Source organism: Enterococcus sp. C74, assembly GCF_040887125.1.
Taxonomy (GTDB): Bacteria; Bacillota; Bacilli; order Lactobacillales; family Enterococcaceae; genus Enterococcus_B; species Enterococcus_B hirae.
In genome coordinates this window covers 328,601-345,345 of record NZ_JBFOFA010000001.1, presented here as the reverse complement: position 1 = coordinate 345,345, position 16,745 = coordinate 328,601, and the positions used below count along the sequence as shown (strand labels likewise).

Below are 16,745 nucleotides of genomic sequence, written 5' to 3'. Positions count from 1 at the left end.
ATAATGCTCATTTACGACCAAAGGTTTTCCATGCTGGAACACTCGAACCTTTTGACGTTTCTTCAATGACTTTAGCAGTTGCTTCAGTTTGATAAGTATCAACGATTTTTTGATACGTACGGTTTGTTTCATCTTCTTTTCGGGCAACAATGATGTTGACATAAGGGCGGGCACGATCATCCACTGGTTCTAAGAAAATTGCATCTTTCGTTGGTGTGAACCCTGCATCGACTGCTACCCCACTATTGATGACCGAAAGACTCACATCGTTTAGCGCACGTGCTGTTTGCGAAGCATCCAATTCTGTGAGCTTAAGTTTTTTATCGTTTTCTGTCACATCAGAAATCGTCGGAGTCTGCCCCTTCGATGGATCAACTTTGATCAGCCCCGCTGATTGAAGAAGAAGTAAAGCGCGTCCCCCATTGGTTACATCATTAGGGATGGCTACTTTTGCACCTTCTTTTACTTCCTCAATCTTTTTGATCGTATTGGAATAGATTCCTAATGGGGCATTTACGGTGTTTCCGATTGAAACTAGATTTGTGCCATGTTCTTCATTATAGTTATCTAAAAAGAATTGGTGTTGAAAGGCATTCAAATCAATTGAGCCATCAGCTAAGGCCGCATTTGGTTGATTATAATCGGTAAACTTTACATATTCTAATTCAATATTCTCCTTTTTTAGACGTGCTTTTACATCGTCCCAAACATCTGTATCTTCACCAATCACCCCTAATTTGACAGTTGTTTCTTTTGTTTTTGTATCTGCCTTTCCTTGACTACAGCCTGCCAACCAAAATAATGCGACGAATGTCACTACAGCAAATCGAATCACTTTTTTCATTTTTTCTCCTCCATTAATGTGATATTTTTTTAATTAAAAAATTACTGATAAATTGACTTAAAAACACCAATGCCAAAATCAATAATGTCGCAACAACCGTTACGTCTGTTTGAAATCGATTATAGCCCCGAGAAATAGCTAAATTTCCTAAACCTCCAGCTCCTACAGCACCTGCCATTGCGGTTAAGCCAATAACATTGATGATCGTTAAAGCTGAGACACGAATGATACTAGGTAGTCCTTCCAGTAAATAAACACGAAAAATGATACCCAATGGACTCGTTCCCATTGCTTGTGCAGCTTCGATAACACCGGGATCAACTTCAAGCAAGGCATTTTCGATTTGTCGAGCAAAAAAAGGAACGATGCCGACAATCAAAGGAACTAGTGCTGCCGTTGCTCCAATTGTTGTTCCGACAATAAAACGAGTCGTCAATGCAAGTAAAGAGAGTAAAATGATAAATGGAATGGATCGTACGATATTGATCACCTTATCAAAAAGTTCAAAACATAAGCGGTTTTCAATTAATCCTTTAGGGCGGGTAACGACTAAAACCACCCCTAATATAATGCCCAAGATTCCCCCAATCAAAGCAGACCAGAAAGTCATATATAGTGTTTGCTTTGTCGCTTCAATGAATTCATCTGGGATCAAATAAACATTTGGCAGATAGCTTTTGAGCCATTCGTTCATCTTAAACGCCTCCTTCAACGAGTTTGATTCTTTCTTGTGTTTCATGTTTTTGTAAGAGATTGACTTTGATACCTAATTGGATCAAATAATCTAGAGCTTTTTGTTTTTGAATGCTATCTCCCGCTAAAGTTACCACCAAGCTACCTATCGGTGTTTCTTGCAGCCATTCGATATTGCCATAAAGAATGTTTGCTGTTACTTGGTATTTGCTATACAACTGGGCAATCAATGGTTCATTCGTTTGGCTCCCCACATAACTCAGTTCAACTAGCCATTTATCCGTAAGCTCTTCTGCAAAGCCTTGCTGTCTAGTAATCTTTTCCAATGCTTGATCTAAGTGAGTCGCTGTACGTATAAAATCTTTCGTTAGTTCTTCTTTTGGATGACTAAAAATTTGAACACTACTTCCACTTTCGATAATTCGTCCAGCTTCCATCACCGCCACTTTATTACAAATTTCTTTTACTACTTGCATTTCGTGGGTGATCAAGACGATCGTTAATCCTAATTGGCGATTTAATTTTTTGAGCAGCGCTAGAATTTGATGAGTCGTTTTTGGGTCAAGGGCACTCGTCGCTTCATCACAAAGCAATATTTTGGGATCATTTGCTAAAGCTCTAGCAATCGCTACTCGTTGTTTCTGTCCTCCAGATAATTGGTTGGGATAGGCAGAAGCTTTTTCCTTTAACCCTACTAAATCCAGTAAGTCACTTACTTTCTGACGACGTTCCTGTTTTGATTTCCCAGTATACTTTAAGGAGAAATCAACGTTGTCAAAAATTGTGCGACTTTCCATTAAGTTGAAGTGTTGAAAAATCATACCAATCGTTTTCCGTTCTTTTCTTAATTCTTTTGGTGTGAGATCACCTAAATTCGTCTGTTGGATGATTACTTCCCCCTTCGTTGGTTTCTGTAAGAAATTCATCACACGAACTAATGTGCTTTTTCCTGCCCCAGAGTAGCCCACAATGCCATAGACATCTCCTTGAGCAACTGATAAATTCACTTCATTGACAGCTGGGATGTCTTTACCTTTTTGCTCAAAATGGACACTGATATTTTTTAACTCAATCATTCGTTCTCCTCCTTGTTGTATAATAAAAAAGGCATCCTCAAGAAAATGAACTCAATCATTTCCTTGAGGACGCCTTTTTGCGTGTTACCACCTCATATTCAAGCCACATTCACATGTCGCTCCTCTTCAAGTACAAACATACTCTAGCGAGATACCGGTCGCAGCCGTTACCGCCTCACAAAATGCTTGGGGTAAAATGCTCAGTAGCCATTTTCCAATCGTTCCTCTTTGCTTCTTCTCAGCTCCCGAAGCTCTCTGTTAAAAGATTTCCAACTGTACTTACTACATCATTGCAAAAAAATATATAAAAAAAATCCTCTTACCAACAAAAAATGTTAGTAAAAGGACGACGAATCGTGGTACCACCTTTATTCGGAAGTTTCCTTCCCTCTAGCCAACGTCTCATTCCTGAGAGATTGGGGTTCAGTTTAACGGTTGAACGACGACCGAATTTATCTACTTATCGACAAATTATTCTCCAAGGCCATTTTCAACTTTGCGGATTTGACTCTTTTCACCAAACAGAGCCTCTCTAAGAAATCGTTCAAGTTTACTTTCCTTATCAACGAATATACTTATTTAGTTGTTGCGAATAATTTACCGTACTCATAATTAAAAGTCAAGGAAGAAGTTTACAAAAAAATGATTGAATTATTTTGTTGTTTTTTTATCTAACATTTCAATAACAGTTCGTAAGTCGTTTCCTTCAGCAAGTAAATTTAATTTTTCTTTTTCTTCTGCTGTATAATTTCGTTCAAAACTAGTATCTGGAATTAAAACAACGCCCATCCCAGCTCGGGAAGCAGAAGTAGCTCCAACTAAAGAATCTTCCACTGCAAATGCTTCTGAAGCAACTAATTTTGTTCTTTCTAAAGCGGTTAAGTAAGGAACAGGTGAAGGCTTGTTTTCACTTACTTCATCACCGAATGTCATCGTATCAAAATAATTAGCCAAATCAAATTGGGCTAAGATATCAGTCGCTCTTTTAGTAACTGTCGTTGTTGCTAATCCAAGTCGTAAGTCTCGTTTTTTTAATTCGGCTAAAACTTCTTTCGCATAGGGTTTTAATTGTATCCCACCGTTATGAAGCTGTTGATAAAAATATTCTTCACGCTTGGCACGAACTTCTTGAACTTTTTCAGGGCTTCCAGCTGCTTTCACTAAAATGTCAAAACTTTGCTTCCAGTTTTTACCTCCCCAAGCATCTACTACTTCTTTGGGAATCGCTAAATCATACTGTTGGAATCCCCATAACCAACCATCACGATAGGTTTTCTCCGTGTCAACTAATAGTCCATCTAAATCAAATATTGCGCCTTTCATTTTTCACTATTCCTTTCAGAAAACAATATCCATAGTTTAGCATGTTTCATTGTTATTTGCACAGAACGAATCATATTTTCCTTTCATAATAAAATGAAAGGTATAGAAAAAAAATGAGTCCGAGGCACTTTTGAAGTGCCCCGAACTCATGATTAGAGGTGAGAATGGACGGGTAAACGGTGTTCATTCATCAACTCCTTGCAATAAGCCCGAATTTTTCAAAACATGAGAAGCTGTTTCAAAAAATTCTTTCTTATTGTCTTCGGAGCTAACCGATGACTTCACAACCTCTTTTTCACGGTGTTCATTCATCAACTCCTTGCAATAAGCCTGAATTTTTCAAAACATGAGAAGCTGTTTCAAAAAATTCTTTCTTATTGTCTTCGGAGCTACCCGATGACTTCACAACCTCTTTTTCACGGTGTTCATTCATCAACCATTACAATAGTTCGCCGAATTTTTTAATATAGAATTTTTTGACCATTGTCACTAATGTCAAGTAAGCTAAAATCGTTACGACTAACCAAGTCCAGTAAGTTCCTGGTAACGGCATCAAACCTAGTTCTGCACCAAAACCTGTAAATGGCAGAATCGAACCTACAACGATTCCTAATGTCGTAATCGTAAACATCGCAAATGTCGCATTGCTTTGAATAAATGGAATCTTTGGTGTCCGTAGTGCGTGTAGGACTAATGTTTGTGACCATAATGATTCAACGAACCAACCTGCATGGAACAACGCAATAAATACGATCTTTTGTTGTGCATCTAATGTATGGAAATCTCCACCTACAACTGCTGGACAAATGATAAAGTACATCAATAAGTAGGTAGTGATATCAAAAATCGAACTCGTAGGTCCAAAATACACCATAAATTTCCCAATGCTTGATGCTTCCCATTTTTTAGGCTCATGTAGATATTCTTTATCCATTTTATCCCATGGAAGTGAGATACAAGACACATCGTAAATCAAATTCAAAAAGAGAATTTGCAGTGGCAACATTGGTAAGAATGGTAAGAATGTGCTGGCAACTAAGACGGAGAACATATTCCCAAAGTTTGAACTTGCAGTTGCCTTGATGTATTTCATGATGTTCCCAAATGTTTCTCGACCAGATAAAAGACCTCTTTCTAAAATCGTTAAATCTTTTTCTAGTAAGATCACATCGGCTGATTCTTTTGCGATATCTACTGCTGTATCAACCGAAATACCGATATCCGCTACTTTCATTGCCGGTGCATCATTGATACCATCACCTAAAAAGCCCACGGTATGGCCATTTTGACGTAAAGCAGTCGTTAAACGAGCCTTTTGTTGAGGATTCAATTTAACAAATACTTCATGATTTTCAGCAACTTGTGCTAATTCGCGATCATCCATTTCTGAAATCTTTTCTCCAGTGATCAATTCATTAATTTCCAGACCCACTTGACGACAAACCGAACGAGTGACTAATTCATTATCACCAGTTAAGACTTTGACTGCGACACCATGATCTTTCAATGCTTTTAGTGCTTGTTTCGTCGTTTCTTTTGGAGGATCAAGGAAAGCAAGGTATCCAATCAATACCATATCTGATTCATCTTTCACTGAAAATTCGCCAACTACGCTTGGGTTTGTTTTTTGGGCCACTCCGATTACACGTAGACCATCTTCATTTAAATCTCTCACTTTTGCAAGAACTGATTCTCTTTTTTCATTGGTTAATGGACTAACGATCCCATCAATATCGATGTAATTAGAGATACTCAACATCTCTTCGATCGCACCTTTGGTAATCATTTGTGTTTTACCTGCGGTGTCCTCTACAACGACACTCATCCGACGACGTTCAAAGTCAAATGGAATTTCATCCACTTTGCGGTAATTGATTTTATCGGTTGCTAATGTTTGTTTGGCTTCATCAATAATTGCTACATCCAACAGATTTTTTAATCCTGTTTGATAGTAACTATTTAAATACGCATGGCGTAAAACACGATCATCTTCTTTACCAGAACAATCCATGTGGTATTCTAAAATGATTTTATCTTGAGTCAATGTCCCAGTTTTATCCGTACATAACACGTCGATCGCACCAAAGTTTTGGATCGCATTCAAATTTTTGATGACCGTTCCTTTTTTCGCCATCACGCTAGCACCTTTAACTAAGTTCGTAGTAACAATCATTGGTAACATTTCAGGTGTAAGACCGACTGCTACAGATAAACCGAATAGAAAAGCTTCCAGCCAATCCCCTTTAGTCAACCCATTGATAACGATAACTGTTGGTGCCATTAAAGCCATGAATTTGATCAATAACATGGATGTTTTATGAATACCAATTTCAAAGCTTGATTTGATCGGCTTTTCAGAGAGCGTTTGAGCCACATGTCCAAATAATGTTTCATTACCAACAGATACAATAATACCTTCAGCACTCCCGCTGATAACGTTACTTCCCATAAAAGCCAAATTTTCATAACTAGTTTCACTCAAAGTCTCATCATCGTAAACAATCGCTTGCTTTTCGACAGGGTAACTTTCACCAGTTAAGGCAGCTTGTGAAATAAATAAATCTTTAGCTGACAACAGACGCATATCTGCAGGAATCATATCACCTGCTGATAATCGAACAAGGTCTCCACAAACGATTTCTTCCATTGGAATCTCAGTATAATCACCGTTACGTTTAACTGCTGCGGTTACTTTTACCAATGATTTTAATTTTTCTGCGGCTTGGTTAGAGCGAACAGATTGAACCAACGTCATCGTTCCACTGACGATGACCATCGTAAAGATGATAATTACTCCAAATAAATCTTTATCCCCAGGAGCGGCTAACACGTATTCTGTGATAAATGAAATCACTCCGAGTGCAATCAATACCAAGGTGAATGGTGTAATATAAGCTTTTAAAGCTTCTACAATAAAGGGTGTTTTCTTCCCATAAGAGATTGAATTTTCACCATATTTTTCTCTTGATTCTTCAATTTGTTCGTCTTTCATTCCTTGATCAGTCGAATGAAAGAAGTTCAATAATTCTTGTTTTGTCTTTCCTGCAAATGCAGCATACATTTTTTGTGTATCTCTCTTTTTTTCCATCTCATTTTTCTCCTTAGACCCAGTAAATATAAGCAATACTTATTTAAGCTGGGTTATTTTTAGTTAGTTGAGTAATGGAGAAAATGCTGTATTTAAAGGGGCTGAAAACAGATAGATAATAGCCTCAGCCAGCAATTTCTCTCGCATTATTTTCTTCGCAGGACTGTCATCCATTTGTTCTCATCTCCTTTAACTTGATAGAATTGTTCTTGTTTCTCTTTCGTTTTAAAAGCATCAACTTCCCAACGAAACCACCTCCATTTTTTGTTTGTTAGGATTGTTTCAACACAAAAAGACCTTTCATCAAAAATTCAGCGAAAGGTCGAAAAAGCACATAAAAAAAAGCTTCTTTGATCTCATCGTTGAGTTTTGACACTGTACAACGTAAAAAGCAATTCCTTGCTTTTAGCTACCTTATGAAAAGCCTTGTCTCGACAATTCCTGTTCTACCCATTGGCGTCTCTCGACGTTTTTGGGCAGTAGCCTGTGTTTGTATAGGAGCCTCACCTAACAAATCCTATTTAGTTTTCCTTCGTAAATATAACAACTTATGCACCGATTGTCAAACTTATTTTTTGCTTTTTCCAAACATTTATGGTAAATAAATTGTTTTTGATTGATAGGGTTAGAAAATTCTTATTGAATTTAATAGCCCGCATGTTGATCAGCTTTTTCACTTTGATTGTGGGTTTACTCAGACACCAGTATAATAAAGGTATAACAAAAAAAGGGGTGTATCAGATGGAACGTACATTGGTCATTATCAAACCGGATGGTGTCAGACGTCATTTAATTGGGCGGATCATCCAACGATTTGAAGAAAAAGGATTAGCAATTACTGAAATGAAGTTTGCAACAATGACAAAAGAACTCGCACAAGAGCATTATCATCACTTAAGTGGTCGGAGCTTTTTCGATGAATTGATTGATTATATGACCTCGGGACCAGTAGTCTATCTTGTTTTAGCTGGAGAGGATGTCATCGATATCGTCCGTAAGATGGTCGGTGCAACTAAAGCTGTAGATGCTGTTCCTGGAACGATTCGTGGAGATTATGCCTTACCTGGAACTGAAAATATCATTCATGCATCTGATTCAAGAGATGCTGCAACCAATGAAATCAATCGTTTTTTCCCATTATTCGATACAAAAAAGCAAAAATCTGAGATCGTTCATCCTGAATGACCAAACAGATTTGCTCTGACTGATAGTTGAGTGAAAGAGCAGAAAAGTACCTGACAGTTCGTTTAGTCAATGATTGTTGCAAGGTCTTTTCTACTCTCTTATTCACTTGTCTTACTTATTCTTGTTCTATCTTGGCAATCTGTTCAAACAGCATCATTTTTTTCTCTTCCTCTTTTATCACTTCCAAGAGCTTCTCTTCAAGACGTTTGCGCTCTTTCTTGCCTAGAGTATATTCGATGACCGTAAAAAAAGTATTCAGCTCTTTTGAAAGTGGCTCACCTAAGGCTTGTGCAATCAGCTTTCTGTAGTATTCTGTCATCAAACTTTCATAAATGATTGTTGATTTTTCTTTGTGTGCCAAACTGCGAGACATATCGAGGTTGATACTACGTGCTTTTTTAAAACGTTTTTTATCGATATAATAAAGCGTGAGATTCATTAAAAATGTAAATAAATAGTCTTCATTCAAAGAATCGGTCATTTGTCGCATTCTTTTTTTGATTTTCAAGTAATGATTGTCTAGAAATGAATCACTGAAAATATAGGGATACTTGGAAAGAATGTCTAACTCAAAATGACCATATTCCCTGATTTTCATAAAGTATTCTTCAATCGTACGACACTCATATCCTAGAAATTCTAATTGCAACTCCATTTTTCCATTCGTCTGCCAAAACATCTGTAGATTTAACATTAAATAGTATAAATCAGCTGTTTTTTTATATTGCTTTCGGTTGTTGGCAATTTCCTTATAAGGATCAAAGTTCTCTTCTTGGATTTTATTTAAAAGATGCCGACTTTTCTTCGTTTTTTTGGGTTCTTCAAGCTGATTACGTAACCATTCATATTCGGCCAAAGAAATATTTAAGCGTTCCAAGAAGGCTTTTAGTGTACAAAAAGAGATCTTCTTTACGGTATGATTTTCGATTCCTACTAGAGATGTTTTAGAACAGATTCCCTTTGCTAACTGTGTTTGTGTCAACTTTCGATTCACTCGAAGTTGCTTGATTAATTCTCCATCATACATAATTGATCGTTACCAAAACCAATAACTGAATGAGTGCCATGTACGAAACAGTTGATCTTTCATCCTTCTTGTAACACTTCTACAACACGTATCACATGACCGTTTGTATGATAAGAAATGTTTAGCCAAAGTGTTGAAAAATAAATTAGCTGCTTGGATCTGTGCTTCTATATGTACATGTTCGTTCATTGCCAGTTGTTGTTTTGATTAAACGTTTCCCCTCCTTGTTGTTTCTGATTTTTATTCTTCGGTCAACCTATAGCTGACAAGTTTATCCTATTTTCCTTTTCTATTTTTATTTGATTCAACTGAATTCAGCCATCATTTTTTACACCTATCCAAATTTCCTCGGATTTTTCACTTCCAAAAGAATCGCTGTAAAAAATTTGTTTCCTTCACTAATTACATACGCTAAAATAAAAAAGTTTACGAATTATATAAAAAAAACTTCCAAAAAAGTGAAAACAAATCGACTTTTTTGGAAGTTTTATTAACTATTCATTTAATTATTCTCATCTGTTTCTGCAGGGTAAAGGTTAGTCGTTGTTTTATTTCCATTTTTAGAATAAACACTCGTGGACTTGCTTCCTTTTTGTTTTTCAATGGTTTCATTTTTCTCTGCATCATTTTTATAATCATACTTTTTGGGATCAATCGTTTTAAAGTTATCTGGTACATAGAAACGTAATAGATTCTCTTGATTCAACTTATCAGATAAACTTAAAGCCGTTTTGACTTGATTCTGATCTTTTTCCACTTCTTTTTGGATACCAGCTTTTTTAGGATCAATGATTTCCCCTGTTTGGTTATTATAAGTTTTTCCATCTAAAACGGTATATTTAGGTGTCACAAAATTACCATTTCTAAAGGCAACCAACTGATCATGCTGTGGTGAAAGCAAATCTGTACCAAAATGGATATAGTCTTTATCATTGATTCCTACTAAGTGTAACAGGGTAGGTAACACATCAATTTCGCCACCATATTCATGATTGATCTCACCTTTTTTATAACCTGGAATGTGGAACATCAATGGCACTCGCTGCATTTGAGCATTATCAAAATCATCCCAAGTAGCAGGGTCTTTTCCTAAGGCTTTCGCCAAGTCTTTATTATCCGTATTGGATATTCCAAAATGATCTCCGTAGATGACAAACATCGAATTTTGATAGATACCGGATTTTTTCAAATACGTAAAGAATTGTTCCAACGATTGATCTAAATAATGAGCTGTCCGGACGTAATCATCTACTCTGCTATTGCCAGTCTTCAATGATGGGAAATTAAAATGTTTATCGTCTGTATAGTATGGCGTATGATTGGTTACCGAAAGAAACTTAGTATAGAACGGTTGTTGCAAATGTTCCAAATATTTAGCTGATTCTCTGAATAAGTCCTTATCTAAAATACCATATCCCAACGTTTCATCTGAACTATTGAAATAAGAACGATCAAAGAAGTTGTCATAGCCTAAATTTTTATACACATGATCTCGGTTCCAGAAGCTCCCGACATTCCCATGGAAAACCGCGCTCGTATAGCCTTGCTGTTGCGCCAAGATTGCTGGAGCAGCTTGGAACGTGTTATCTGAACCTAGCTCGGTAAACAGAGAACCTTGTGGTAAACCAAAAGTTCCCGTCTCTAACATATTTTCTGCATCACTTGTTTTTCCTTGTCCAACTTCATGGAAGAAATTGTCAAAGCTGATCGTTGATTGATTCTTATAGATACTATTTAAGAATGGCGTTACTTCTTGACCATCTACCTTCATATTGATTAGAAATTGTTGGAAGCTTTCTAAATGCAGGACAATGATGTTTTTCCCTTTAGCTACGCCAAATGTTGCTGGATTAGGAGCAGCATAATGATTTTCGGTGTATTTTCTTACTTCTTCTACACCATTACTACTTGCATGCGCACGAACACTGCTTGTCATCCCTGTTTTGATAGCATCGTAAATAGTATAGGCATCGATTCCCAAATATTTGACGATGTAAGAACGGTCAAACGTCCGTTGCAACAATTGGGGACGATTTGCTTCACTAAGCGCTAAATTTCCTGAAAAAATCAACGCTGACAGACAAGTGACTGCGATCGCCACTGGTTTAGAGACTGCAGGACTTTTTACTGGTATTTTTTTAACAAACATCCAGATGATGAGTCCTACAAATACTAATATATCCAACCAATACAAAATGTCATGAGGTCTCATTAATGCAAAGGAACTTCCTGATAAACCTTGTGAAACTTTAGAAAAGCCTAGAATAGACTTTACGGTCACGAAATCTGTAAATTCTCGATAAAAAATAATATTCAAATAAAGCAAAAGCGTATTTAAAATATCAATGATTAAAAGAACAATCAATGCGGGTTTCAATTTTTTTATATATAATGCTAAACCAAAAAACAACAATGTCGTTGCAATTGGATTAATCCACAGAATAAAGTATTGGATGCTGCCTTCAACGCCCAATGAAAAATCAACGTAATAGGCAAAGATCGTTTTCAGCCAAAAGAAAAAACTAGCTGTCAAAACAATCAGCAAACGATTTTGGCACAATTTTTTCAAATGTGTCACAAGTATCACTTCTCTCTTTTATTTTTTTTTATTCTGCTCCTAAAAAATGAAAATTTCCTAAAAAAAGGGTTATTTTAAGATTTTTTTTAGAAATGAAGGGAGCAATTATGGATATCTATGCCAAAAAAAAGAACCCCTCAGACTAAATATGTCCATCCTGAGGAGTTTTTGTTAGCTGTTTTTGTTTTGGTCAACCTGAACTACAATAGTTCTAGTTATCGAATGAAGCAAGAACAATCAGTCAAAGATTCAGCAAAAAACAGTAACTTAGTAAAAACAAATGAACTTCCATCATTTCAAACGAATGACTATCATGCACCTTTCAGTACTTGAGCTGGAAAAGACGTGTTGCCCCATCTATTTCACAGTTTTCGTACTCTTACTAAAATACTCGTGTTACTTTGCCTTCTGTTGCTGACTTGCTTTGCCGTTTTTTGTGCTATTTTTAGTTGTACGACTCGATTGCGTCTTGGACTTACTTTGGGTCGTACTTTGAATTGTTTCCGAACGTTCAGAAGAACTTTCCTGAGTCGGCTCAACCTGAGTCGTATCAGAATTTTCTTTGACTTCTTTATTCATTTTTATCCAATCTTTCAGACGGGTACTAACAACCTCACGATTCACCTTATCTGAATAGCTGGTTATTACTTTTCCGTTCTTTAATCGAGCTAGTTTTTCTCCGTCATTGGTTAAAAGTAAGACGGTCAAATGTTTATCGTTGAATTGATATTGTCTTAACGAAATAGCACTTAAGACATCATCAATATTGATAAACTGATTACTTTCCTTGTCTTTTGGCAAATAAAGCTCTAATTCTCCCTTATCATAGTTGGCTACTATCTTGTAATCCTTCCACCAATAAGTAGAAAATTCTTTTTTAAATTTATCTACTGATTCTTTACTTGCAATGATTTTTTCTGTTTCTAGTTGAGCGATATCTGCTGTCATTTTTCCTGAAACTGCGGCTGATAAAAAAAGCAGTAAGAAAAAACCAACTAACCAAAAGAGAAGAAAAGGACGTTTTTTTCTCATACCTTTCTCCACTCCCATTCAAATTTGCCTATTCCATTATATACAAAAAATGAAGAGTAAAGACAAAAAAGTAAAAAAAGATATTAAATAACGAAAATTTTTTTATAAATAACCCATACTGATGGATCGTTTTATAAAAAAGGTTGTAACTAAATTTATAGTAAAGCAAATTTAGAACGTTTCTAAGATCATACTTTCACCAAAAAAACGTTATACGTACATTGAAAATAACCTGAAACTTACAAGACTTGAGACTGTTAATCATTTACAACAATTACCTTTTGGATTAGTTTTGATAAACAATTTTGTTAATTGCATGCTTCGATTTATTTACCTTCGTTTTGGCTTGCTCTTTTCTTGAATAGACTTGAATAGACAGATTTCACTAATTTCTGTCCCCCTTGTTTACTTGATTACCCGAAAGTTATGATTCACTTCAGCATGAATTTGTTGATGTTTTCTTAAATAATCAGCAATCAGTTCAGTCATATCGATTTGGATTTCACGAATGATTTTATCGGCAGAAAACATGTGATAATTCCCACCACCGACCGCTCTGTACTGATTCATGACTACTTCCAGCTCTTCCTCAGGATGGATCGGTTTGCCTGCTCTGGCTAATTTAGTGATCCTTTGCCCTACTGGTTGACGTAAATCGATCTCATAATCAATGCCCTCATACATGTCATAATTATAATACTGTGGTTTAGGTTCAATGAACGCAGGATTAAATACGATCTCGCCTGATTCTATTGCCAAGAAGTTTGCTGTTTGTTCTAAGGCATCTCTTAGATCCTGCCCTGTAATTTTAAGAACTGCTAAAGTATTAGGATAAATATAATTGGTAATAATTTCTCTCATTGTAATAGTTTCATTGAATCCTTGACCTTCATTGTTGAACAGAGCCGTTCCAGAAATCGATACTCCGCTGGCAGCCATTTGCACCCGATTAATAAACTCAATATAAGGATGTTCCACGATTCGTGCTTGCATCGGATCAGTGATTTTCATGTCTCCTTGTACCTCTCCCACTGGTTGATCAAGCCATGTTTGCAATTCATTTTCTGTTTTTTGAACAAGTGAAAGAATGTCTTCATCTGCCTCGTCAGTTACTAAGGAAATCAGTTCTGCTTTTCCGTCCGAAACACGATAACCATTAACCGTTCGTTCCAAGGATAATTCGATTTTACCTAAAAATTCGCCACGATAGCCCGGTTGGATAATCGGCACACCATTTACCTTCGCAGCAATCACTCGATGTTGGTGCCCAGTAATCAACGCATCCATTCCAGCTACTTCTTGAAGTAGTTGGAAGCCTTCATTTTCGCCAGTCAATGCTTCGGTGGGTTCGCCAGTCTCTAAATCTCTCTCGAATCCACCATGATAAGCTACAACCACTACATCTGCTAATTCTCTAAGTTTAGGTACATACTGTTTCGCTGCTTCAACTGCAGAAACAAATTGTAGGTCTTTAATTGTTTCAGGTTGTTCCCAATGGGGGATATATTGCGTGGTCAACCCTAAAATCGCCACTTTGATCCCTTGTTTTTCAATCATCACATAGGGCTGTCCAAAATAAGGATTGCCTTTGCTCGTTAAAATATTAGCAGATAAGACAGGATGATGATAACTAGCGATAGCTTGTTCTAAGTAAGATAAGCCATAATTAAATTCATGATTTCCTAATATACTAGCATCCACATCCATTTCATTTAAGACATTCGTTAATTCTGAGACGTGGTGATCTTGTTGTTTTGCTAAGTAGTAACTAAAAGGTGACCCCTGAATGAAGTCACCGTTATCAATGACATAAAGAGGGTCTGGGCTAGTTTCTCTGATTTGTTTGATCCTACTGGCAATTTTAGCATAGCCATAAGGTTGTTCTTGATCCGTCGCATAGTTCGTTGGATAGATATACCCATGGACGTCACTAGTTGCTAACAATGTTATTTTCATACTTGTCTCCCATTTCATGAGACTGAACCAAAACTTGCCTCAGTCTCTTTTAGTCTCTCTAAAAACGAATAAACGGCGTTCAAGAAGCAACTCCTCAACAATAAGCGATGATTTTCTAAAATATGAGGAGCTATTTTAAAAAATCCTCTCTTATTCGCTCGGAGTTTAACGCTTCTTTCACAGCCTCTTGCTTTAAACAGTGTTCAAAGAGCTGACCTTGGGCGATAAGTCAAAAAATCTCAAAACATGGAAAGCTGTTTCGAGATTTTCTTCCTTAATGCTCCTGCGATTACTCGTCGCAGTTTTTACTTGGTGAGCGCTCAGGTCAAGACACTCTTTTCACGACCGCTTGCTAAACGGCGTTCGAGAAGCAACTCCTCAACAATAAGCGATGATTTTCTAAAATATGAGGAACTATTTTAAAAAATCCTCTTTTATTCGCTCGGAGCTAAACGCTTCTCTCACAGCCTCTTGTTCACAGCGAGACAAAAGCAGCGTCTTCGAAAAATAAGCCGAAATTGACCCAAAATTTGAGAAGAAAATTTCGGAAACTCCTTCTTATTTCTTGATGTTAAACACTTTTGTCACAACCGCCTAAAGCAAACAAGCTAACGTTCTTAACGTTCTTTCGTTCGATTGTTTATTGATTCCAAGCATCTTCCAATTGAGGAACGGAATCTTTTATCAGTTTCTTCGTATCTTGATTCGTATTCGATAAAATGTTTTCCATGATCGAACGTACCTCATTATAAGCAGGATCTGCGTTTTCAATCACAGGGATCGAGAATAGATCAGAAGTAGCTGCTTCTAAATATTGTGGTACTTTTGTTTCTGTAGAATTCTTGTATTCATCACTTTCAAGAACCGATTCAACGATTGGCATATAACCAGTCATATTTGCCCAATACAGTTGGTTTTCCGGTTGCGCTAAAAATTTCATATATTCAAAAGCAGCTGTGCGTTTTTCAGCACTGGCACTACTGAACATATAGATATCCGTTCCTTGTTGCAAATTGATTTTTTCAGGACGTGGCGCAACGCCATACTCAAATTTTCCTTCAGTATCTTTTTTCACATAACCTTCTCCAGCAATCGAGCCAACAAACATTGCCACTTGTTCATTTGCAAAAGGACCTGACAAGTACTTATCCGATCCAGCAATTCGGAAATAACCATCTTTGACGCCCTCAGCATAGTAATCGATCACTTTTTGTGATTCTTTCCCATCTAAAGCTAAGTCTTTGTCAAAATCAACACCTTGATTTTTCATACCAATCGCATAGTAGTTATTCAATGAATCAAACCCAGCACCCACCACTTGCCCATCTGATTTTTCATAGATCGTTTTTGAAGCTTCTTTTAATTCTGCTAGTGTCGTCGGCACTTCAACGTTATATTGTTTTAATAGATCTGCATTGTAGAAAAGCATTTCCGTTGATTTGTTAAAAGGGATACCATATTGCTTGTCATCAATTTTAGCACCTTCTAATAATGAATCACGGATTTCTTCCTGATCCTTCCAGCCAATCGTATCATTTTCGATATAAGGGTTTAAATCAACCAACATCTCATCTTGAGCGGCATTCCATAGCCATCCTGGATAAGCTTGAGTGATTGTCGGCAGATCCTTAGGTGAAGGTAATGTCGAATTGATTTTTGCTTGAAGATCCGAATATTGCGATTGATTTTGCAACTCTACCTTGATATTAGGATTTTCTTTCATGAAGTCATCTGTAAGTTTAGTTAATGCTTCTTCTTGCGCACCATTCATCGCATGCCAGAAGTTGATCGTTGTCTTTTCATTGATTTCTGTTACGATATCCTCACTTGAACTATCTACCTTTTCATTCTTTCCACAAGCACTTAACGCAAATACTGCTGCTGCAGCCACAAACACAGAAGCCCATTTTTTCATTTTCATCTTCTTTTTACTCTCCCTTTTC

Annotated in this window: 12 protein-coding genes, 1 riboswitch and 2 other annotated features; of the genes, 2 read left to right on the top strand and 10 right to left on the bottom strand. The window is 36.8% G+C overall.

What is annotated here, in order from left to right:
• Nucleotides 1-7: 7 nt before the first annotated feature.
• The 5 genes from AB3H93_RS01705 to mgtA all read right to left on the bottom strand — a co-directional run bounded on the left by AB3H93_RS01705 (nt 8) and on the right by mgtA (nt 7,024).
• Complete coding sequence (locus tag AB3H93_RS01705; RefSeq protein ID WP_010738329.1) at nt 8-844, bottom strand: MetQ/NlpA family ABC transporter substrate-binding protein; 837 nt, start codon at nt 842-844, stop codon at nt 8-10.
• A gap of 13 nt (nt 845-857) precedes the next feature.
• A complete protein-coding gene (locus AB3H93_RS01700; RefSeq protein ID WP_010719905.1) occupies nt 858-1,538 on the bottom strand; it encodes a methionine ABC transporter permease in 681 nt (226 codons plus the stop codon).
• Between the two features lies 1 nt (nt 1,539).
• Nucleotides 1,540-2,613 carry a methionine ABC transporter ATP-binding protein gene (locus AB3H93_RS01695; RefSeq protein ID WP_368020026.1) on the bottom strand — a complete coding sequence of 358 codons (1,074 nt, stop codon included), beginning with the start codon at nt 2,611-2,613 and terminating at the stop codon, nt 1,540-1,542.
• Between the two features lie 62 nt (nt 2,614-2,675).
• Nucleotides 2,676-2,913: a binding site (T-box leader), on the bottom strand.
• 39 nt (nt 2,914-2,952) lie between these two features.
• Nucleotides 2,953-3,188: a binding site (T-box leader), on the bottom strand.
• 76 nt (nt 3,189-3,264) lie between these two features.
• Complete coding sequence (locus AB3H93_RS01690) at nt 3,265-3,936, bottom strand: HAD family phosphatase (RefSeq protein WP_063626674.1); 672 nt, start codon at nt 3,934-3,936, stop codon at nt 3,265-3,267.
• A gap of 439 nt (nt 3,937-4,375) precedes the next feature.
• Nucleotides 4,376-7,024: a magnesium-translocating P-type ATPase gene (gene mgtA / locus AB3H93_RS01685; protein ID WP_010738332.1), complete on the bottom strand. Its 2,649-nt coding sequence runs from the start codon at nt 7,022-7,024 to the stop codon at nt 4,376-4,378.
• A gap of 347 nt (nt 7,025-7,371) precedes the next feature.
• Nucleotides 7,372-7,546: riboswitch (M-box (ykoK) riboswitch) on the bottom strand.
• Between the two features lie 219 nt (nt 7,547-7,765).
• Here mgtA and ndk point away from each other — a divergent pair.
• Nucleotides 7,766-8,209, top strand: a complete 444-nt coding sequence (gene ndk / locus AB3H93_RS01680; protein ID WP_010719910.1) for a nucleoside-diphosphate kinase — start codon at nt 7,766-7,768, stop codon at nt 8,207-8,209.
• 115 nt (nt 8,210-8,324) lie between these two features.
• Here ndk and AB3H93_RS01675 read toward each other — a convergent pair whose 3' ends face one another.
• Together AB3H93_RS01675 and AB3H93_RS01670 are read right to left on the bottom strand one after the other, a co-directional pair.
• The gene (locus tag AB3H93_RS01675) at nt 8,325-9,236 is read right to left on the bottom strand and encodes a helix-turn-helix domain-containing protein (RefSeq protein ID WP_010738334.1); all 912 of its coding nucleotides are present in this window, start codon (nt 9,234-9,236) and stop codon (nt 8,325-8,327) included.
• 502 nt (nt 9,237-9,738) lie between these two features.
• A complete protein-coding gene (locus tag AB3H93_RS01670; RefSeq protein WP_034699739.1) occupies nt 9,739-11,814 on the bottom strand; it encodes an LTA synthase family protein in 2,076 nt (691 codons plus the stop codon).
• A 117-nt stretch (nt 11,815-11,931) separates the two neighbouring features.
• On the opposite strand from AB3H93_RS01670, the gene AB3H93_RS01665 reads away from it, so the two are divergent.
• A complete protein-coding gene (locus AB3H93_RS01665) occupies nt 11,932-12,147 on the top strand; it encodes a hypothetical protein (RefSeq protein WP_178286687.1) in 216 nt (71 codons plus the stop codon).
• 63 nt (nt 12,148-12,210) lie between these two features.
• On the opposite strand, the gene AB3H93_RS01660 is transcribed toward AB3H93_RS01665, so the two are convergent.
• The 3 genes from AB3H93_RS01660 to AB3H93_RS01650 form a co-directional block, all read right to left on the bottom strand.
• Entirely contained in the window at nt 12,211-12,846 is a 636-nt protein-coding gene (locus tag AB3H93_RS01660) for a hypothetical protein (RefSeq protein ID WP_178286688.1), read from the bottom strand.
• Nucleotides 12,847-13,251: 405 nt separating this feature from the next.
• Nucleotides 13,252-14,802 (bottom strand): bifunctional UDP-sugar hydrolase/5'-nucleotidase, encoded by a 1,551-nt coding sequence (locus AB3H93_RS01655; RefSeq protein WP_368020025.1) that lies wholly within the window; start codon nt 14,800-14,802, stop codon nt 13,252-13,254.
• 640 nt (nt 14,803-15,442) lie between these two features.
• The gene (locus AB3H93_RS01650; RefSeq protein ID WP_063626665.1) at nt 15,443-16,723 is read right to left on the bottom strand and encodes an extracellular solute-binding protein; all 1,281 of its coding nucleotides are present in this window, start codon (nt 16,721-16,723) and stop codon (nt 15,443-15,445) included.
• Nucleotides 16,724-16,745: the final 22 nt, after the last annotated feature.

Bases quoted from the DNA above. Each gene is read 5' to 3' on its own strand.
- AB3H93_RS01705 (WP_010738329.1), bottom strand. From the start codon at position 844: ATGAAAAAAGTGATTCGATTTGCTGTAGTGACATTCGTCGCATTATTT.
- AB3H93_RS01700 (WP_010719905.1), bottom strand. From the start codon at position 1,538: ATGAACGAATGGCTCAAAAGCTATCTGCCAAATGTTTATTTGATCCCA.
- AB3H93_RS01695 (WP_368020026.1), bottom strand. From the start codon at position 2,613: ATGATTGAGTTAAAAAATATCAGTGTCCATTTTGAGCAAAAAGGTAAA.
- AB3H93_RS01690 (WP_063626674.1), bottom strand. From the start codon at position 3,936: ATGAAAGGCGCAATATTTGATTTAGATGGACTATTAGTTGACACGGAG.
- mgtA (WP_010738332.1), bottom strand. From the start codon at position 7,024: ATGGAAAAAAAGAGAGATACACAAAAAATGTATGCTGCATTTGCAGGA.
- ndk (WP_010719910.1), top strand. From the start codon at position 7,766: ATGGAACGTACATTGGTCATTATCAAACCGGATGGTGTCAGACGTCAT.
- AB3H93_RS01675 (WP_010738334.1), bottom strand. From the start codon at position 9,236: ATGTATGATGGAGAATTAATCAAGCAACTTCGAGTGAATCGAAAGTTG.
- AB3H93_RS01665 (WP_178286687.1), top strand. From the start codon at position 11,932: ATGCCAAAAAAAAGAACCCCTCAGACTAAATATGTCCATCCTGAGGAG.
- AB3H93_RS01660 (WP_178286688.1), bottom strand. From the start codon at position 12,846: ATGAGAAAAAAACGTCCTTTTCTTCTCTTTTGGTTAGTTGGTTTTTTC.
- AB3H93_RS01655 (WP_368020025.1), bottom strand. From the start codon at position 14,802: ATGAAAATAACATTGTTAGCAACTAGTGACGTCCATGGGTATATCTAT.
- AB3H93_RS01650 (WP_063626665.1), bottom strand. From the start codon at position 16,723: ATGAAAATGAAAAAATGGGCTTCTGTGTTTGTGGCTGCAGCAGCAGTA.